Here is a 19,528-nt window from a genome sequence, read left to right on the forward strand (position 1 = left end):
TCCTATCCTCTTTTTACTTCTAATATTTCATATTTGCTTACACCATCTGGAATAGGTACCTCTACTACATCTCCAACTTTTCTATTAATCAAGGCATTTCCCACTGGTGATTCATTGGAAATCTTGTTTTCAATTGGATCTGCTTCAGCTGAACCTACGATTTTAAAATCAACTTCTTCATCGAATTCAAAGTCTTTAACCCTAACAATACATCCTAAAGTAACAGTATCTTCTTTCATATCACTTTCATCAATAACTTCTGCATTTCTTAACATAGTTTCTAATTGAGCTATTCTACCTTCAACGAAAGCCTGCTCATTCTTAGCTTCATCATATTCTGCATTCTCGCTTAAATCCCCAAAAGAAAGAGCAACTTTTATCTTTTCAGTTATTTCTCTTCTTTTTACAGTCTTTAAAAATTCTAATTCATCCTCTAATTTTGTTATCCCTTCAGGTGTCATCATATATTTTTTTGCTTCATTCATGACTTTCGCTCCTTTATGAACAAATTGTTTTAATTTCATTATTTTAACATTTATTCTATAATATATATTTCCTTAATCATTTAAATAATTATAAAACAGTGCATAATTAAAGTCAATATATCAATATCCCTCTTTACAATGTATATGCATATTGTTCTAAGATTTCTATAACTTTTTCTGGTAATTCTTCTGTATTAATATTGTTTTTAATCTCAGCACAATTCTTAATACCCTTTATATACCATGAAATATGTTTTCTCATTTCCCTTACTGCTTTATATTCACATTCATATTGCAATGCTAGCTTGTAATGCTTAATACACATTTCAACCTTTTCTTTATCTGAAACTTCTATTGATTCCTTACCTTCTATTGCTGATTTTATTTCCCTAAATATCCAAGGATTTCCCATTGCCCCCCTAGCTACCATTATACCATCTGTTCCTGTTTCTTTCTTTAATTTTAAAGCATCTTTTCCTGAAAAGACATCACCATTTCCTAAGACAGGTATAGATACAGCTTCCTTCACCCTTCTTATAATATCATAATCTGCCTTACCTTCATACATTTGACTTCTAGTTCTCCCATGAACTGTAATAGCATCTACCCCTGATTGTTCTAAAACCTTAGCAAATTCCACTGCATTTACATTCTGATCATCAAAGCCTTTCCTAAACTTAACTGTTATAGGCTTATTTGTTACCTTCTTAAGGGCTTTTACAATTTCGCCAGCTAATTTAGGATTATTCATAAGAGCTGAGCCTTCCCCATTCTTTACTATTTTAGGCACAGGACATCCCATGTTTATATCTATTAAGCAAAAGTCATTATTTATATTTAAATAATCTTCACAAACTTTAGCCATTATTTCAGGGTCATTCCCAAATATTTGTATGGCAGTTTGTTTATTTTTAGAGGATACTTTCATTAAAGCTTCTGTATTTTCACTTCCGTAGTATAGTCCCTTTGCACTAACCATTTCTGTGTAAGTTAAATCGCAACCTAATTCTCCACAAACTTCTCTGTAAGCTACATCAGTAACTCCTGCCATTGGAGCTAAAAATACCGGATTTTTAAATTCTAGGTTCCCTATTCTCATAAAACAACCTACTCCTTATTTTTTTCGTATATTATTCTCAATCCCTCTAAAGTTAGAAATGGTTCTACTTTATCTATGGTACTAGACTCTTTTGAAATGGATGTGGCAAGGCCTCCCGTTGCAATAATTAAAGGATTGGTTTCTCCAATTAGGGCCATCTCTTCTTTCATTTTATTTACTATAAAATCAACTTGACCTACATAACCATAGAATATTCCAGCTTGCATGCTTGAAACTGTATCTTTACATATCATAGTTTTAGGTTTCTCAAGCTTTACTTCTGGAAGTTTTGCTGCCCTCTCTATTAAAGCTTGAGTAGATATTTTAATTCCTGGGCAAATAGCTCCCCCTAAATAATTACCTTCCTCTGTAATGGCACAAAAGGTGGTTGCTGTTCCGAAATCTATTATAATAGCTGGCTCCTTATGAACCTCATGGACTGCTACTGCATTTACTATCCTATCTGCACCTACTTCTTTAGGATTATCATACTTTATATTTATTCCAGTCTTTACCCCCGGTCCAACTGTTACAGGTTTTATGTTAAAATATTTTTTTATCATATGTTCAAGTGAGTACATAATATTAGGTACCACAGAAGAGATTATTATTCCTTCTATTGTTTCAATATCTATTTTATCATTTTTAAATAATTGCATTACTTGTATTCCATATTCATCGGAAGTCCTATGTACATCTGTAGATATTCTCCAAAATGAAAGTAATTTCTTGTTATCATAAACGCCTAAAACTATATTTGTATTTCCAACATCCATCACTAAAACCATGTCCTATACACCACCTCATGTGATAATAATAAAAGCAGCTTTTAGCTGCTTTTATTATACTGTCATATAATCAATAATTTAATTGTAACAACTCAAACTCATTTGTCAAGTAAATACTACCTGTATTTTAGTGTTGCATATAATTTTAGTAGAAATATTTGATACATTAGAATAATCCTACTATTGAACCATCTTCTAACATATCCATATTATTAGCAGCTGGAACCTTTGGTAGTCCTGGCATAACCATTATACTTCCTGTTAAAACAACTATAAATCCCGCACCATTTGATATTCTAACTTCTCTTACAGTAATATTAAATCCTGTAGGTCTTCCTTTTAAGCTTGGATTATCGGAAAGTGAATTTTGGGTCTTAGCCATGCAAATTGGTAACTTATCTAAGCCTAAGGACTCAATTTCTTTTATATTATTTAGTGCAGTTTTATCAAATTCTACACCATCTGCTCCATAAATTTCTTTTGCTATAGTTGTTATCTTATCTTTAATACTTAATTCCACATCATATAGTGGCTTAAAGTCACTATGTTCTTTTTCTATAACATCTACAACCTCTTTAGCAAGTTCTATTCCACCTTCTCCACCCTTAGCCCAAACATCAGATAGAGCAACTCTAGCACCTGCTTTTTCGCAATATTCTCTGACAAGTTTTAATTCTGATTCTGTATCACTTACAAATCTATTAATAGCAACTACCGCTGGTATGTTAAACTTTTTAACATTTTCAATGTGCTTTTCTAAGTTCGCCATACCTTTTTCTAGTGCTTCTAAATTTTCATTATTTAACTCTTCCTTCTTAACTCCACCATGATGTTTTAAAGCTCTAACCGTAGCTACTATAACAACACATTTTGGTTTTAATCCACCATATCTACATTTTATATCAAAGAACTTCTCTGCCCCTAAATCTGCTCCAAATCCTGCTTCTGTAATAGCATAGTCAGATAACTTTATTCCCATGTTAGTAGCTATTAAGCTATTGCATCCATGAGCTATATTAGCAAATGGTCCACCGTGAATTATAGCAGGTGTGTTTTCAAGCGTTTGAACTAAGTTAGGCTTTATAGCATCCTTCATAAGCAATGCCATGGCACCATTTACCCCTAAATCCTTACAATATATCGGTTCTCCATCTAAATTATAAGCTACTAGTATTCTGCCCATTCTCTCTTTTAAATCCATTAAATCTTTAGATAAGCATAAAATTGCCATTATTTCAGATGCAACTGTAATCATAAATCCATCTTCTCTTAAGAAACCATTTGGTTTTCCACCTAAGCCAACAACAATATGTCTTAAAGCCCTATCGTTCATGTCCATAACTCTTTTAAATTTAATTCTTCTGCTATCTATTTTAAGAGGATTTCCTTGATGGATATGATTATCTATAGCTGCACATAACAAATTATTTGTAGCAGTTATTGCATGCATATCACCAGTAAAATGAAGATTTATATCTTCCATAGGAACAACTTGGGCATATCCTCCTCCTGCTGCTCCTCCCTTAACACCAAATACTGGTCCTAATGAAGGCTCTCTTAAAACAGCAATAGAATCTTTATCTAATTTATTTAAAGCTTGGCTTAATCCTATAGTAACTGTAGATTTTCCTTCTCCTGCTGGTGTCGGGTTAATAGCGGTAACTAAAACTAAGTTCCCTTCTTTATCTGTTTTCCTATCTAATACATCTAAATTAATTTTACATTTGTATTTTCCGTAAAGTTCTATGTCATCTTCTGTTAAACCTAATTTCTCTGATATCTTTGTAATCTGTTCCATTTTTGATTCTTGAGCTATTTGAATATCAGTTTTCACAAAATCAACCCCCTTATATACTTTAGCATTAAATAACAGTTTAATAGTTATTTCCTGCAAATAATTATCAACTATATTATATCATAATTATTCTTTAGTAAAAAGATATATAAATAAAAGATAACCTTAATATAGGTTATCTTTTATTTATTGTATTTTAAATATCATCATTATGCTCTTTTAATTCTGACTCTTGTTTATTAATAACCTCTTCTTTTTTTGAATTGTTATCTTCTTGGTTATTCCCTTTTAGTTTACTCTCTTCTAAGTTGTCTTTTTGTAACTCTTCTTTAGAATTAGTTTCCATAGAATTTTTGTCTTCTTTTAACTCCACTTCTTCACTTTTAGGTTCTTTACTCTCTTCAACTACTGGAAGTAGTTCTTCACCTCTCATAAGGATTTCGAACTCTTCTCTTGAAATTCTTTCTCTCTCTAAAAGTGCTTGAGCCACTGCATGTAATTTATCTATATTTTCTTTTAATATAGTTTCTGCCCTATTATATGCTTCAAAACTTAATCTTGAAACTTCAGAGTCAATTTTACCTGCAATTTCTTCACCGTAATTTCTTTCATGTCCTAAGTCTCTACCAAGGAAAACTTCACCATGACCATTGCCAAAGGAAAGTGGTCCTAATACATCTGACATACCATATTCTGTAACCATCTTTCTAGCAATTGAACTCATTCTATCTATATCATTTTTAGCTCCTGTACTTATATCACCAATTATAAGTTTTTCAGCAACTCTTCCTCCAAGAAGTCCTACCATTTCATCTAATAATCTAGATTTAGATGTATAACTTCTATCTTCTTCTGGCAGATTCATTGTATATCCACCAGCCATACCTCTTGGTATTATACTAATTTCATGAACTGGATCTGCATTTTCAAGGTTTTTCATAACTACTGCGTGACCAGCTTCATGGTATGCTGTAAGTCTTCTATCTTTTTCACTAACAACTCTACTTTTCTTTTCTGGTCCTGCAATAACTCTTGTGCTTGCTTCTTCTAGTTCTTCCATTCCTATGAGCTTTTTATCTGCCCTAACCGCAAGTAAAGCTGATTCATTCATTAAGTTCTCAAGATCCGCCCCTGTAAACCCTGGAGTTCTCTTTGCAAGAACTTTAAGGTCTATTTCTTTGCCTAAACGTTTATTTCTAGAATGTATTTTTAATATTTCTTCTCTTCCTTTAACATCTGGTGCACCTACTACTATCTGTCTATCAAATCTTCCTGGTCTTAATAATGCTGGGTCTAGAATGTCTGGTCTATTTGTAGCTGCAATCATTATAATACCTTCATTAGCAGAGAAACCATCCATTTCAACAAGTAATTGGTTTAATGTTTGTTCTCTTTCATCATGTCCTCCACCAACACCTGCTCCTCTTTGTCTTCCAACAGCATCTATTTCATCTATAAATATAATACATGGTGCATTCTTTTTTGCCTGTTCAAATAAATCTCTAACTCTTGATGCTCCAACACCAACAAACATTTCAACGAAATCAGAACCTGAAATAGTAAAGAAAGGTACTCCAGCTTCCCCTGCTACTGCTTTTGCAAGTAAAGTTTTACCTGTACCTGGAGGTCCTACTAATAGAACTCCTTTTGGTATTCTAGCACCCATTTCAATATATCTCTTAGGTTGCTTTAAAAAGTGAACTACTTCTGCTAATTCTTGCTTTTCTTCATCAGCACCTGCTACATCTTTAAATCCTAATTTCTTTTTGTCTGGAGTTGCCATTCTAGCTTTACTCTTTCCAAAGTTCATAACTCCTCTTCCCCCGCCGCCACCTTGTGACTGCTGCATCATCATAAAGAAAAGGAATCCAATCATTAAAACAAATAATAATGTAGGTAAATATTGTACCCAAATAGGAAAACTTTGTGGCTTTACATAATTAATTTGTATGCCCTTTGCTTCACTTTTTTCAACTATTTGATCTAATAATCTTGATGACACTACAGATTCATATTTGGTTTTATCTTTTAATTCACCAGAAACTATAGCTATACTTCCATCTTGTTGTATTTTCATGGTATTAATTTTATCTTGCTTCCAATAAGTTTGGAATTGATCCACTCTTATATTGCCACCTGTCTTATTTGTATCAAGTATTGCCATACCTGCAAACATAGCTAATATGAGCACAAGTATCCAGGCCGTTGTTGCACTAAAAAATTTCTTCATTTAAAGGCCCCCTTCCATTCTGTTACTATAAAATTTTATCATATGGGATTTTTATTTACAATAATAATTATTATTAATTATTTATTAATGATAATATAATTCCATTTTATATCTTACCATAACTAAAATACTATTATTGTATATGTACAAAATATTAAGCTCTTAAATTTATTGCTTAGTATATACTTCCTCTTTTAATATGCCCACAAAAGGTAAATTTCTATATTTTTCTGCGTAATCAAGACCATATCCTACAAGGAAATAATCAGGTACTTCATAGCCTAAATACTTAACATCTATCTCTACTTTTCTTCTCTCTTGTTTATTTAAAAGACATGCTACTTCCACACTTTCAGGATTTTTAGACTTTAAATACTTCAATAAATATTTAAGAGTAATACCTGAATCAATAATATCTTCAATTACTAAAACATGTTTTCCCTCTATTTCATAATCTAAATCTTTTAATATCCTTACAACTCCAGAGCTGGAACTTGAATTTCCATAACTAGACACTGCCATAAAATCCATCCTACATGGTATAGTAATCTCTTTTAAAAGATCTGACATAAAGACTACGGAACCTTTTAAAATACCAATTAAAATTAAATCTTCTCCTTCATAGTCCTTACTTATTTTTTCCCCTAATTCTTTTATTTTAATTCTTAATTCTTCCTCAGAATATAAAATTTCTTTAATATCTTCTCTCATTTGTTTTTATCCCCTCTCTACTTTTATTTCAAGAATTTTTTTTGTATGTTCTGTTACCTTAAAGCTCTCACTTACCCTATATCCTACAATCCAGGCTATTTCATCCTTAAAACATATTAGAGGGACTCTATCCCTTAAATCTTTATCTACTTTCATATCTATAAAAGTCTTTTTAAGAGTTTTAGTTCCTCTCATGCCCAAGGGTTTAAACTGGTCTCCATGTCTTTTGTAACGCAGCTTTATATCCCCTTCAATTTTTTCATAGTCAAAATATTTTAAGTACTTATTGCTTTTACTTATAGATATATCTTCTCTATTTAATATTTCCAAGGAAATTATAATGCCCTCATTACTTATATAATTAGACTGACCTATAATTAAATTATATTCCCTACATATATTATCTTCATTTTTTGTAAAACCTTTAGAATATGCTATATGTAAATCTCCATAGTTATTATATGCAATTATATCCTTAGGAAGCATTACTTTTTTACCAGTAGAATTACTTTGCAATTCTATAACACTATAAATGTGATTTTTTTCAAAATTATAGGTATCTCCAGTTAAACTAGTTAAAGCTTTTCTAATTATTCTAGTTAAAATGCTATGATGTTCTTTAAAAGCCTCTTTACTTATTATAACCTTATTTTCATTAACATCACAATATCTTTCATAATACTCTTTAGAAAGTTTTTCTAAAATTTCATTGTCCATCTGCATATTATAAGCTAACCTGTTTAAAGATCCAATAATATCTTCATTAAAGTTCTTTTCTATATAAGGTATAAGCTCTAGTCTAACTTTATTTCTAGTATATATATTTTGTAAATTTGTCTTATCTATTCTAGGATTTAATTTCTCCTCTTCACAATATGATTCAATCTCTGATCTTGTTATATTAATTATTGGCCTTATATATAGATTCTCTCTTATAGCTCTTATACCGCATAACCCTTGAAGACCAGTTCCTCTCATTATTCTCATTAATAAGGTTTCTGCCTGATCATTGGCATTATGAGCTAAGGCAATCTTTTGAATATTTTGTTCAGTTTTAATTTTATTAAAAAACTCATACCTTAGGTTTCTTCCTGCAACCTCACAGGAAACTCCATGCTTTTTTTCATAAGCCCTAACATCAACTTTAGTATTAAACAATGTTATACCCATGTTATTACAAAGTTCAATTACATATTGTTCATCCTTGTCAGAGTCTTCTCCTCTTAAACAATGATTAACATGAGCTGCACATATTTCTATGTCTAGCTCATGTTTTAATCTATTCAAAGAATGTATCAAAGATACAGAATCAGGACCTCCTGATAGAGCTACTAAAACTTTGTCACCTTTATTAATCATATTGTAATTTTTTATATTTTCCAGTACTTTCTCTATCAAGTTACCAACTCCTAGTTTAAGGTTTTATTTTCCTAAGTTAACAATACATAATTATAACATAATAATGCGTTCTTAAAAATGATTTTACAGAATTTTAATAGACTGCATACACTTTAGAAACTAATACAGTCATATCATCCTTTATTTTATAATCATTTGATTTTATAGCTTCATTTAGTATTCCACAAGCTACTTCTTTAGGATCGTTACTCTTGCTCTCCTTTAAATACTCTAATATCCAATTGCTATTTATAAGTGAAGTATCATTATAATCTAATACTCCATCACTGACCATAACTATTAGATCTCCATTTTCAATCTTTTTATCTTCTATTTCCACGTCTACCTTATCTAAGACTCCAATTGGTAAACTCTTAGATTTTATTATATTAATTTTATTCCCACTTTTTAAAAAGCTAGATACTGCTCCTACTTTCATAAACTGAGCATTACCTCTATAAAGATCTATATTGCATAAGTCTAAGGTTGAAAACTTCTCATCTTCATTAAATTTCATGCTCATAATAGAGTTAATAGTATTTATTGCTGTTATTTTATCAAATCCCGCCCTACAAAACTGATTTATCAAATCTACAGCCGCTTTACTCTCTCTACCTGCTTGCGGCCCTGATCCCATACCATCACTAATAAGAGAAATGTAAGTACCATCTTTTAATTTGGAAAAACTATAACTATCTCCGTTGCACTTTTCTCCATCTTTACATTTAACCGCTGCATAAGAATTAATATGAAATTTAGGTACTTCTTCAAAGGTAACTGAACAGGTGTTATTTTTCTTATCTATGGAACAGTCTTCACTAGTTATACACATTGCCTCACCTGTAGCCTCAGTTATATATGAGAGAACCTTCTTTGCACAAAGCTTTTTCCCTCCACATACCTTCATGGATAACTTAATTATGTTTCTTCCTCGCTCATCTTTTATGCACAAAAGACTACCATACTCTACTCTGTTTTTATCCAATATTCTTCTTATTTTATTTTCTAAATAAATATTTATATATATATTTGAATGTATTTCATCTCCAATATTATGGACTGTTTTAGCCATATTTTTTATTTGATTTGCTAGTAATTCTCTTCCCTCACATAAACTACTTTTTCTCATTTCATTAATTATATATTTATTTACTATATCCTCTGTATTTTTTATAAGTAAGGTTCTATTTATACATTTTCTTTCAATCTCATAAGGAATATCTTTTTTATTTTCCTGATAGTTTTGTATAAGTTCAGAAAAAGCTGAATATGTATAATGTATTTCCCTACTCCAACAAATACTCTTCATATTGCAACCTGAACATACCCTATCAGCTAAGTTTTCTATAAGAGCTGAACTCTTACTTTTTAAGGCTAATTTATCATTGTCTACTAAGCCATCTAAGGTAGATGATATATTAAATAAGAGATCAGAAAAATTATTAATCTTATCATAATATATAGTTTTGATTCTATCTATATAAGCTTCCCCCAAGTCTTCCTTTTTATCTTCAGCATTAAAATCTAAGGTGAGTTTTTTATATACTTTGTTTGGTATAAGGATAAATCCTAATAGACTAATTAAAGCTTCAATGCCTATAAAATTAGTATTTGTACCTAAATATATCTGAATTATAAAGAAAGTTACTCCACAAGACATAGCTGTAAAATATTTTCCTGTATCTCTAAAAATACCGGATATAAGTCCACATATTCCAAATACACTTATAAATATAGGCATATCTACAGAAGTCATTCCTATTATTGCTCCTAAAGCAACACCTGTGGTTCCACCTATGGAGCTTCCACTTATATATCCAACAGCAGTTACAAATAGGAGCCCACAAATATTCATTATGAAAACATATTTAATATTTACCCCCCATGTGCCTGCTAATATTAGAGATATTATTATGCCCATACTGACCATTTCTTCATTATTAAATATTTTCTTTGAATCTAAAGATTTAAAGCATATTATTCCTTGATTAATAATATAATATAAAGGTAATAGACATAAAACTTCCATAAAGGAATAAAAAATACTAAAAGAAAAAGTCATCTTGTTTAATATAAACCTAGATACCATATATTCTAAAACAAGCAATACAAATATAGATATTATTTTTCTTCTTTTTTCCCTTTCATTAAAAATATAATTTACTGCTAATATGGTACTCACTGATATAAAATATATGGATATATTTTCAACCTTGTTTATTAAAGTTAAATATCCAATTAGACTCCCTATTGATGAAGCTATAAATTCTCTCTTATCTATATGTAAAGATAAGGATATAAGCAAGGCTGTACCAAAAGGTGCCATTCCATTTATTAGTTTAACCCTACTTATGAGAAAGCAAATTAAACCTAAACCCACATATCTTTTAACGCAATTTATAACCTCTCTCTTGGAAAACTTCTCATCATTTTTTTCCTTTTTTATTCTTTTGTAAGGTAATACTTCTAATCCATACTGCATTAAAAATCACCACCCCTTTTATAAATTACGTATTCATTATAACAAAAACCTATGGAAATATTTGTCATAAAGTGGTGTCTTAATTTTTTTTCGTAAGACAGGAATCCTTTTTATATGTATTTTTTTACCATCTTTTATAGGTACTACTTTTTAACTATATAAACAGATTTCTTAGCTTTAAAGGGGGTTTTACTCCCTCTAAGGCTTATTAACAGAATTCTTATGAGTTTTACTCCTTAAAAGTCGTTATACTTTAGGGAAAATCATTATCTAGGGAGTTAGCCGCTCTTTTCTCCCACTTTAAAGAAAAGCAGAAAGTCCAAATCTTGGATTTGGTAGGAATCGCTTTCACAGAGTGCCATGGGAGTATCAGTGCGGATAGTCATGGTATAAAGGAAAATAATAAGATGAGAACAGTATATATGTTAGTCTTAAAATAAAAAAAGTTGTTGAATAATCAACAACTTTCTTGGTAGCGGAAATAGGACTTGAACCTACGACACTTCGGGTATGAACCGAATGCTCTAGCCAGCTGAGCTATTCCGCCATGTTTGGTTGCGGGGATAGGACTTGAACCTATGACCTTCGGGTTATGAGCCCGACGAGCTACCAGCTGCTCCACCCCGCGATGTTTGGTGCTGAAGACCGGAATCGAACCGGTACGGTGTGTTAGCACCGCAGGATTTTAAGTCCTGTGCGTCTGCCTGTTCCGCCACTTCAGCATGTTTTCTTATTTAAATTTATAGACACTAAAAACAAATTTGGTTGCGGGGATAGGACTTGAACCTATGACCTTCGGGTTATGAGCCCGACGAGCTACCAGCTGCTCCACCCCGCGATATCTGGTGCTGAAGACCGGAATCGAACCGGTACGGTGTGTTAGCACCGCAGGATTTTAAGTCCTGTGCGTCTGCCTGTTCCGCCACTTCAGCATGTTTTTTTATAATTCGTGTCCTGCAACAAGTGTAATTATATATTAATATAAATAATAAGTCAATAGTTTTTTATAAAATAATTTAACTTGTAAATTCAAAAGCTAGATAGCTTATAATTAGCTTCTAGCTTATATTTTGAAAATAAATTACTTTATTAACTATTATTTAGTCTTCTTTTTACCACCACTACCTTGATTCTTATTAACCTTAAATGTTTTCATATCTTTTAGCTTCTCTTCACTTTCTTTTAAAAACTTAGATAAGCTATCTTCAAAGTTTGAGGAATTTAATCTATTTTTCTCTCTACTCCAATCCACTTCTTGAGGGGCACTAGTTTTTTTAGGTCTTTCTTCCTCTATTTGTTTCATGGATAAGCTAATTTTCCCATCCTCATCAATGGATATAACTTTTACTTTAACAATTTCATTTTCTTTTAAATGCTTATTTATATCTTTTACAAAAGTCTTAGATATTTCAGATATATGTAATAAGCCTGTTTTTCCCTCCACTTCCACAAATGCTCCAAATTTTGTAATGTTAACTATTTTGCCTTCTATAATGCTTCCTGGTTTTAAAGACATGGAAAAAGTATCCTCCTTAAAATAAAATATTTATGTAATTTATTTTTTCTTATCTATAATAGTTGATTCACCTTTGTGAATAAGCCCCAACCTCTCTCTTGCAATTTTTTCCACATATTGATCACTTTCAGACATTTTAACTTCATCTTTTAATCGTTCATTCTCTTTTTTAACTTCTTCAATTTCAACATTCCACTTTTTAATTTCTTTGTTTTGGTTATGAATATTTATTTGTTGCGAAATAAGTGTATATACTACATAAATACTTCCCAAAAATATAACCACTTTTTTAGAATTTTTAAATCTTTTCATAGTATATCACACCTTTCCCATTTGGTAAATTAATAAATATAATTAATCTTTGAAGCTTTTATTAATTTTATATAAAATAAACTCTATTGGAAACATAATATATTTAAAGCTTATTCTAATAATCTTGTATATAAACTTATTTAGATTATACAATAATACTATAAATAAATCACTTAAAATATTTAAATATATTATCATTCCTATAAAAATTAACAAATATATATATATACTAACATATGCATAGTTTGTATACAACAAAAATGTAAATACTAAAATCGAGGTAAATATCCAAAAAAGTATATCTTCCACAGCAGTTATTACTTTATTAGGATTAGATGATCCCCTTATTAATCTGTATATATCAAATAATATACCAGTTAAAATTCCAGCTAACATACTAAATATAAATAATCTTAATTGAAAACCAATAGAAAATAACATTATGTCACCTACTTAAAAAGTCTTTTTAATATAGACTCTTCTTTTAGTGATTTTTTATCATTTTTATATATACAAGAATTAATTGTGCCAGTTATACTTACCTCTCCATTAGTTACATCTAATCTGTTCATTTTTAGATTATGACCTTTTACATTTAATCCTCCTAATTTAGTACTTAATATTATTTCTTCTTCATTAAAACTTATAACTTCCAAAACACCATCTATATCTAGTTTTTCTCTGTTCTTTAATTTTAAGCCACCTTTATTTTCTTCTATATTCATACCTTTTTTTACTTCCATATAATCCTCCCCATATATAATGCTAATTTATCCTACTTATTCTAATTATAAAACAGATATACCGTTGCCTTTTATTCTTAAAGTAATTGTATAATCTGCTTAATGTGCCTTATAATTATTTAACTTACTTCAGTAAAACTCCCCTCTGAATTAAGTTTCAATATATATATATGCTATAACTTTTAAATAAATTCTTTAAGTTAGTCTAAAACTAGTATACAAAATAAAAGAGTAATGAATTAGACTTGTACCAATTCACTACTCTTTTTAAATTAAAATAACTAATATTAAAATAAACGTATTACTCTTCTTCTGCATCTTTACCAGAGATTATTTCATACATTTCCTTTGCCTCTTCTTTTTTTACATGTTCTGCTATGTTAACTATTTTAGCCTTTAAAGTATCTTTTGCAAATACAATTTCTATAATGTCATTTTCCTTTATGGTTGTACTTGCTTTAGCTTCTTTCCCATTTATAAGTACTCTTCCACTATCACAGATTTCTTTTGCTTTGGTTCTTCTTTTAATTATTCTAGAAACTTTTAAATATTTATCTAATCTCATGCCCATTCCCCTTTTCACAATATTATTGGAGGATTAAAATAAAAAACCCAGATTTACACCTAGGTTTTTTTATCCTCTATAAAACTACTTGTTTACTCTTTCTTTGAACTCTTTTCCAGCCTTGAAAACTGGAGCTACTGATGCAGGAATATCTATTTCTTCTTTAGTTCTTGGGTTTCTTCCTTTTCTAGCAGCTCTTTTTCTAGTTTCAAAAGTTCCAAAACCAATTAATTGTACTTTTTCATCTTTTTCTAGAGCTTCCTCTACTGCCTCTATAAATGCTTTTAAAGCAGCTTCTGCATCTTTTTTAGTTAATTTAGATTTTTCACTCATAACAGTAATTAATTCCGCTTTATTCACCTTAGTTACCTCCTTAAATTAAAGTCTACTCATTGTTAGAGTACACTATAGAATAGCTTATTCTTCAAAAGATTTTAAAATCCTTCTTTTTATATAATTTTTTGTTTTAAAAATTATCGAATTTAAAACTTACCTATCCTTTTTAGCTAAATCCCAAAGTTTATCCATTTCATCTAAAGTCATCTTTTCAATGTCATACCCATTTTCTTTAGCCTTATTCTCAATAAATTCAAATCGATTTATAAACTTTTCAGTGGTATGATTTATAGCTTCTTCAGGATCAATTTCTAAAAATCTACATACGTTTACAGTGGCAAATATTAAGTCCCCTAGCTCATCTAATATTTTTTCCCTATTTTTTGAATTATATACTTCTTTAACTTCAAAATATTCTTCCTGTACTTTTTCCAAGGCAGGTTCTATACTATTCCAATCAAATCCTACCTTAGCAGCCTTCTTTTGAACTTTTTCTGCCCTTATTAAACCTGGCAGACTTTTAGAAATATGTTTTAGCTGTTCAGTATATGAAGCATAAGCTTTCTCTTGTTTTTTTATTTCTTCCCAATTATCTAATACATCTTGCGAACTGTCAAGATTTATTTTACCAAATATATGAGGATGCCTGTTTATCATCTTTTCACAGATTTCATTTGTAACATCATAGATATTAAAGTATCCCTCTTCTTTTCCTATTTTAGCATGAAATACAACTTGTAACAACAAATCTCCTAATTCCTCTGCTAAATTTTCTGGGTCTTCTTCATCTATGGCATCTATAACCTCATAAGCTTCTTCTATTAAACATCTTCTAAGGGATTTATGATCCTGTTCTAAGTCCCATGGACATCCATCATCCCCTCTTAGAACATCTATTATACCTACTAAATCATAAAAATCCTTTAATGCCTTTGTATCTTTAGGAACATATATAGATGTTAAATAATCTATATCTTCTTGTCTATCTAATTCATATAGTTTTATTTTCCTTACACTTTCTACGCCTTTTATACCAGCACCTCTTACAAAATATATATCAGCACTATCATTATAATATTCAGATAAAGCAAGTTTAACCTCTGAGGCTATTAAATTGTTATATACTTGAGTTATTATTAGTCCTGTACTGTTATGTAATATGATCTTATTTATTTCAAATGCATCTACAATCTTAATCCCTTCAATTGGATCTAATTTAAGACTTTCCATCATTGCTTCAACAAAGCTTACTGCAGGTAATATCTCATATTCTACATTTTGTTCTCTGCAAAGTTCTATAATCATTAAAACAGATTTTTCAGCAACTAAGGGGTGCCCTGGAACTGCATACACTATATTTTTAAGTTCTTCATGTTTAGTTACTATATCTTTAGCAATAGCTGAATATACATCATCAAAACTATCATAGGCTTCATAAAAACTATCATAAGTTTTAAAATTTATATTTAAAGATCTTATATAATCTACAGTTGGATGTTTTTCTGTTCTAAAAAATATATTTTCACAACTTTTTAAGGCATCTATAGTGCCAAGTGTTAAGGAATTTTTATCTCCTGGTCCCAATCCCAAAATCTTAATCATAGGCTAATCACTCTCCTTCTTAAGTATTTTACCATATATTAATCTTATTAAATACTAGATTTTAAAAAACTTCAACGCTCTTCTTTCCCTATATATTATAGTTGTAAAATAATATAATTATTTAATTTAAGAAACTTTAAACCTACTCTTTATCTCTTTATAACTAAAAATTCTAAGAATTAATACTGCTAAGGAATAAATAATAACACCAATTAATATAGCTGACAGACAAGCTAAATCGTTACTTAAGGTGTAAAAATATATATACTTATACCCTAATATAACTGAGATAGACATAATTATTGACGCAAAGGCTGGCTTCACAATACACTCATAAAAACTTATTGTCATGGCTAACTTTCTTTTAATCAACACAACATTTAAAACACAAGATATTATATAGCCAATTGTAGATCCAATTACAGCACCATATATATTTATTTTAGGTATTGGAACTAAAACATAGGTTATTGCAATTTTAGCTATACATCCTATAGCTAAGTTTTTAACAGGTGCATAAAAATTATTCATAGCTTGAAGTAAAGTTGTAGTACATTGGCTAAGGATTATAAATGGTAGTGACAGTGACATATATTTTAAAATTATATACCCCCCTGTGTCCCCCCTAAAAACTAAATTCATTATAGGGTATGCAAGAAAATAAAGTCCCATAGATGACGGAATTGATATTACACTAGAAATTTTTATTGAACCTTCCACCTTATTTTGAAGCTCACCCCTTCTATTCTTTATATATGCTTCCGCCACTATAGGTACTATGGATGTACATAAGGCTACAGATAATGCTAAAGGTACGTGAGCTAAAGTAGCAGACTTTCCTGTTAATTGTCCATATAGTATAGCAGCTTCTTTAGTAGTAAATCCAGCTTTAAGCAAACTTCTAGGAACTACTATAGAATCTACTAGTCCCATAATTGTTCCTATAACTGCTCCAAAGGAAAAAGGAACTGCATTTTTAAGTATATCCCCAATCACCGGCCCTACAGTTGTGTTATTAACCTTGGGTAGGTATTTAGATACTTTTAAATACTTTATAATTAAGTAAAAAAGTCCTAATATAGAACCTATTAAGGCTCCTAAAGCTGCTCCTCCTGCAGCATACTCAATTCCCAAAGGAAATAATATATATGCAAGTCCTACCCCTCCAACTACTCTCCCTATCTGTTCTATTATTTGAGATACAGCTGTAGGATTCATGTTATGTAAGCCTTGGAAAAAACCTCTTAATATGCCCATTGCTATTACAAATATTGGAGCTAAAGCTGTGGCTATAAACGCATAATATGATTTTGTATCCCATCTTAGGGATTCTATTATGTTTGTTGAAAAAAATATAAGTAAAAAGGAAAATCCTAAAGCCACAGGAATCATTATTAAAAAGCTAGATCGTAAAACTTTTACTATACCTCCTTTATTATTCTTTGTATTCATTTCAGAAATTATTTTAGATACAGCTATGGGGATTCCTGAAGATACCGCAATAAATGTAAGATACAAGGGATATGACATTTGATAATACCCCATTCCTTCATCGCCAAGGAGTAACTGTATTGGAACTCTAAAAAATAGCCCTAAAAACCTTGCAAATATTCCAGCCAAGCCTAAAATGATAGTCCCTTTTATCAAGGTCTGTTTTTTCATAAAAATACCCCCAATTATAAAACTACTTTATATTAAATATACTTTTTTATTGATGGTATTATTACTGAAAAAAATAAATGGCAGTACAATAAGTTGTACTGCCATTTATGTACTATTCCATTTGTTTTCCTAAAAAATTGGCTGCTGTTTCAGCTAACTTTAATTCTAGTTCTCCAAAATCATCCTTTTCTTCTTCTGTAAATATTATAACACTTCCAATAGTGTCTCCTTCTGCTAGGATTGGAGCTATAACTTGATGAGTATACTTTTCTTCATCATCATCTTTGTAGATAGGAACAGCATCTTCTAAATCTCCACCCAAAATTCTAGCCTTTCTATCTTCCATTATTCTTTCAATATCAGAACTTATTTTCTTTTCGGTATATTCCTTCTTAGAAGCTCCACTAACTGAAATAATACCATCCTTATCTGTTATTAATACAGAGGATCCAATAGTTTGTTGGAGTGCTTCTGCATACTCTCTTGAAAAATCGCTTAACTCTTCTATAGGAGAATATTTTCTTAATATTACTCCTCCATCTCTATCTGTAAATATTTCTAGTGGATCTCCCTCTCTAATTCTTAATGTTCTTCTAATTTCTTTAGGTATAACAACTCTTCCTAAATCATCTATACGTCTTACTATACCTGTTGCCTTCATTTGTTTCTTCCTCCTTATATATGTGTATTGCATTAAATATACTTCTTATATTATTATCTTTATAATTATGAAATTTTATACACACATATAAATTATTTTTTCATAGTTAGACATATTTTTCATATTTTATTTTAAATTATCTTCAGAAATCTTAGCCTTTGCCTCTTCTCTCCACTTAGTTACCTTTTCTTCCCAATCCTTCATTTTCTTTTCTGCAACTAACTTTTCTTTTATAGCATCTTTTACTTCATCATACTTTTTTGGTGGATAATTTGTTTTATTTATAACTTTAATTATATGAAAACCCTCTTCATCTTCTATAGGTTGACTAACTTGTCCTTTGCTCATTGCCATGGCATTAGTTAAGTATGGTTTTTGGTAAAGTTGTCTAAACTCAAGGAACCCTATTTCTCCACCTTTGGACTTAGTCTTTTCATCCTTGCTCTTCTCCTTAGCAAGCTTTGAAAAGTCAGCACCACCATCTAATTCTTTTTTAATTTTGTCTGCATCTTCTTTCTTCTCAACTACTATTTGTGCTAATTCTACTCCATTTGGTTTTTCAGTGTATTCGTTTAAATTTTCATTGTAATGTTGTTTTACATCTTTATCTTCTACTTTTATATCTTTAGTTACATTTTCATAAACCTTACTTGTAAGTAACTCTATTTCTACATTTTCTTTTATTCTAGTCTTTAGCTTTTCTTCTGTTAACTTTTCTCTTTCTAAAGCTTTTTTATAGTCTTCATCCTTCTTAAACTGTTGTTTTACGCCTTTAAGTGCCTCTTCTACTTTTTTATTTATTTCATCATCAGTAACCTTTATGCCTAATTCCTTAGCTTTTTTCTTCATGACTTCATTATCTACTAAAACCTGAATTAATTGTTCTCTTTGTTTTGTTAATATTTCCTTAGCTTCTGCATTTTCCTCATATTTCTCACCATATTTTTCTTTTAAAGCTGCATGCAAATAAGCTAATCTATCATCTATTTCTCCTCTTGTATACTTCTTACCATTTACTTTTAATACAGTACTCTTTTTGATAGCCTCTGGTGTCTTTTCGACCATTTTACAACCAGTCATTCCAAAAGCTATAGATAAAGCCAACACCGTACTTATAATTTTCTTTGTATTCTTCACTTTACT

General features: G+C 30.2%; 18 protein-coding genes and 5 tRNA genes. All 23 read right to left on the reverse strand.

Translation table 11 applies throughout. The features are described from left to right. Nucleotides 1-2: 2 nt before the first annotated feature. The 23 genes from greA to FNZ64_RS03725 all read right to left on the reverse strand — a co-directional run bounded on the left by greA (nt 3) and on the right by FNZ64_RS03725 (nt 19,522). Nucleotides 3-485 (reverse strand): transcription elongation factor GreA, encoded by a 483-nt coding sequence (gene greA, locus FNZ64_RS03615; protein ID WP_142413496.1) that lies wholly within the window; start codon nt 483-485, stop codon nt 3-5. A gap of 133 nt (nt 486-618) precedes the next feature. Next, on the reverse strand, nt 619-1,584 hold the full coding sequence (gene dusB, locus FNZ64_RS03620) for a tRNA dihydrouridine synthase DusB (protein ID WP_142413497.1): 966 nt from the start codon (nt 1,582-1,584) through the stop codon (nt 619-621). 8 nt (nt 1,585-1,592) lie between these two features. Continuing rightward, nucleotides 1,593-2,372, reverse strand: coding sequence for a type III pantothenate kinase (locus FNZ64_RS03625; RefSeq protein WP_142413498.1), 780 nt, complete (start codon nt 2,370-2,372; stop codon nt 1,593-1,595). Nucleotides 2,373-2,538: 166 nt separating this feature from the next. Continuing rightward, entirely contained in the window at nt 2,539-4,206 is a 1,668-nt protein-coding gene (locus tag FNZ64_RS03630) for a formate--tetrahydrofolate ligase (RefSeq protein WP_142413499.1), read from the reverse strand. 157 nt (nt 4,207-4,363) lie between these two features. Then, complete coding sequence (gene ftsH, locus FNZ64_RS03635) at nt 4,364-6,397, reverse strand: ATP-dependent zinc metalloprotease FtsH (RefSeq protein ID WP_142413500.1); 2,034 nt, start codon at nt 6,395-6,397, stop codon at nt 4,364-4,366. Nucleotides 6,398-6,565: 168 nt separating this feature from the next. Continuing rightward, entirely contained in the window at nt 6,566-7,108 is a 543-nt protein-coding gene (gene hpt, locus FNZ64_RS03640) for a hypoxanthine phosphoribosyltransferase (RefSeq protein WP_142413501.1), read from the reverse strand. Nucleotides 7,109-7,114: 6 nt separating this feature from the next. Then, entirely contained in the window at nt 7,115-8,506 is a 1,392-nt protein-coding gene (gene tilS / locus FNZ64_RS03645; RefSeq protein ID WP_142413502.1) for a tRNA lysidine(34) synthetase TilS, read from the reverse strand. 94 nt (nt 8,507-8,600) lie between these two features. Then, the gene (spoIIE, locus tag FNZ64_RS03650; RefSeq protein WP_142413503.1) at nt 8,601-10,988 is read right to left on the reverse strand and encodes a stage II sporulation protein E; all 2,388 of its coding nucleotides are present in this window, start codon (nt 10,986-10,988) and stop codon (nt 8,601-8,603) included. A gap of 470 nt (nt 10,989-11,458) precedes the next feature. After that, nucleotides 11,459-11,535 (reverse strand) — tRNA-Met (locus FNZ64_RS03655). 5 nt (nt 11,536-11,540) lie between these two features. Next, nucleotides 11,541-11,616, reverse strand: a tRNA-Met gene (locus FNZ64_RS03660). Between the two features lie 5 nt (nt 11,617-11,621). After that, nucleotides 11,622-11,710 (reverse strand) — tRNA-Leu (locus FNZ64_RS03665). A gap of 40 nt (nt 11,711-11,750) precedes the next feature. Next, a tRNA-Met gene (locus FNZ64_RS03670) sits at nt 11,751-11,826 on the reverse strand. Nucleotides 11,827-11,831: 5 nt separating this feature from the next. Then, a tRNA-Leu gene (locus FNZ64_RS03675) sits at nt 11,832-11,920 on the reverse strand. 164 nt (nt 11,921-12,084) lie between these two features. After that, complete coding sequence (locus tag FNZ64_RS03680) at nt 12,085-12,504, reverse strand: S1 domain-containing RNA-binding protein (protein WP_142413504.1); 420 nt, start codon at nt 12,502-12,504, stop codon at nt 12,085-12,087. A 39-nt stretch (nt 12,505-12,543) separates the two neighbouring features. Next, nucleotides 12,544-12,816: an FtsB family cell division protein gene (locus FNZ64_RS03685; protein WP_142413505.1), complete on the reverse strand. Its 273-nt coding sequence runs from the start codon at nt 12,814-12,816 to the stop codon at nt 12,544-12,546. 42 nt (nt 12,817-12,858) lie between these two features. Further along, nucleotides 12,859-13,257, reverse strand: coding sequence for a spore cortex biosynthesis protein YabQ (gene yabQ, locus FNZ64_RS03690; RefSeq protein WP_142413506.1), 399 nt, complete (start codon nt 13,255-13,257; stop codon nt 12,859-12,861). Nucleotides 13,258-13,265: 8 nt separating this feature from the next. After that, nucleotides 13,266-13,559 (reverse strand): sporulation protein YabP, encoded by a 294-nt coding sequence (gene yabP, locus FNZ64_RS03695; protein ID WP_142413507.1) that lies wholly within the window; start codon nt 13,557-13,559, stop codon nt 13,266-13,268. A gap of 301 nt (nt 13,560-13,860) precedes the next feature. Then, entirely contained in the window at nt 13,861-14,124 is a 264-nt protein-coding gene (locus FNZ64_RS03700) for an RNA-binding S4 domain-containing protein (protein WP_142413508.1), read from the reverse strand. Between the two features lie 84 nt (nt 14,125-14,208). Next, on the reverse strand, nt 14,209-14,484 hold the full coding sequence (locus FNZ64_RS03705) for an HU family DNA-binding protein (protein ID WP_142413509.1): 276 nt from the start codon (nt 14,482-14,484) through the stop codon (nt 14,209-14,211). A gap of 129 nt (nt 14,485-14,613) precedes the next feature. Then, nucleotides 14,614-16,062 carry a bifunctional methyltransferase/pyrophosphohydrolase YabN gene (gene yabN / locus FNZ64_RS03710; protein WP_142413510.1) on the reverse strand — a complete coding sequence of 483 codons (1,449 nt, stop codon included), beginning with the start codon at nt 16,060-16,062 and terminating at the stop codon, nt 14,614-14,616. A gap of 126 nt (nt 16,063-16,188) precedes the next feature. Next, the gene (locus FNZ64_RS03715) at nt 16,189-17,724 is read right to left on the reverse strand and encodes a putative polysaccharide biosynthesis protein (protein ID WP_142413511.1); all 1,536 of its coding nucleotides are present in this window, start codon (nt 17,722-17,724) and stop codon (nt 16,189-16,191) included. A gap of 112 nt (nt 17,725-17,836) precedes the next feature. After that, nucleotides 17,837-18,385 (reverse strand): stage V sporulation protein T, encoded by a 549-nt coding sequence (spoVT, locus tag FNZ64_RS03720; RefSeq protein WP_142413512.1) that lies wholly within the window; start codon nt 18,383-18,385, stop codon nt 17,837-17,839. 126 nt (nt 18,386-18,511) lie between these two features. Next, a complete protein-coding gene (locus tag FNZ64_RS03725; RefSeq protein ID WP_185903667.1) occupies nt 18,512-19,522 on the reverse strand; it encodes a peptidylprolyl isomerase in 1,011 nt (336 codons plus the stop codon). Nucleotides 19,523-19,528 lie beyond the last annotated feature (6 nt).

The sequence above is a fragment of the Hathewaya massiliensis genome (assembly GCF_902143515.1).
Taxonomy (GTDB): Bacteria; Bacillota; Clostridia; order Clostridiales; family Clostridiaceae; genus Hathewaya; species Hathewaya massiliensis.

Coding starts and splice junctions, on each gene's coding strand:
- spoIIE (WP_142413503.1), bottom strand. CDS start 10,988: ATGCAGTATGGATTAGAAGTATTACCTTACAAAAGAATAAAAAAGGAA.
- FNZ64_RS03680 (WP_142413504.1), bottom strand. CDS start 12,504: ATGTCTTTAAAACCAGGAAGCATTATAGAAGGCAAAATAGTTAACATT.
- ftsH (WP_142413500.1), bottom strand. CDS start 6,397: ATGAAGAAATTTTTTAGTGCAACAACGGCCTGGATACTTGTGCTCATA.
- FNZ64_RS03685 (WP_142413505.1), bottom strand. CDS start 12,816: ATGAAAAGATTTAAAAATTCTAAAAAAGTGGTTATATTTTTGGGAAGT.
- yabN (WP_142413510.1), bottom strand. CDS start 16,062: ATGATTAAGATTTTGGGATTGGGACCAGGAGATAAAAATTCCTTAACA.
- hpt (WP_142413501.1), bottom strand. CDS start 7,108: ATGAGAGAAGATATTAAAGAAATTTTATATTCTGAGGAAGAATTAAGA.
- spoVT (WP_142413512.1), bottom strand. CDS start 18,385: ATGAAGGCAACAGGTATAGTAAGACGTATAGATGATTTAGGAAGAGTT.
- FNZ64_RS03715 (WP_142413511.1), bottom strand. CDS start 17,724: ATGAAAAAACAGACCTTGATAAAAGGGACTATCATTTTAGGCTTGGCT.
- dusB (WP_142413497.1), bottom strand. CDS start 1,584: ATGAGAATAGGGAACCTAGAATTTAAAAATCCGGTATTTTTAGCTCCA.
- yabQ (WP_142413506.1), bottom strand. CDS start 13,257: ATGTTATTTTCTATTGGTTTTCAATTAAGATTATTTATATTTAGTATG.
- FNZ64_RS03625 (WP_142413498.1), bottom strand. CDS start 2,372: ATGGTTTTAGTGATGGATGTTGGAAATACAAATATAGTTTTAGGCGTT.
- greA (WP_142413496.1), bottom strand. CDS start 485: ATGAATGAAGCAAAAAAATATATGATGACACCTGAAGGGATAACAAAA.
- FNZ64_RS03700 (WP_142413508.1), bottom strand. CDS start 14,124: ATGAGATTAGATAAATATTTAAAAGTTTCTAGAATAATTAAAAGAAGA.
- yabP (WP_142413507.1), bottom strand. CDS start 13,559: ATGGAAGTAAAAAAAGGTATGAATATAGAAGAAAATAAAGGTGGCTTA.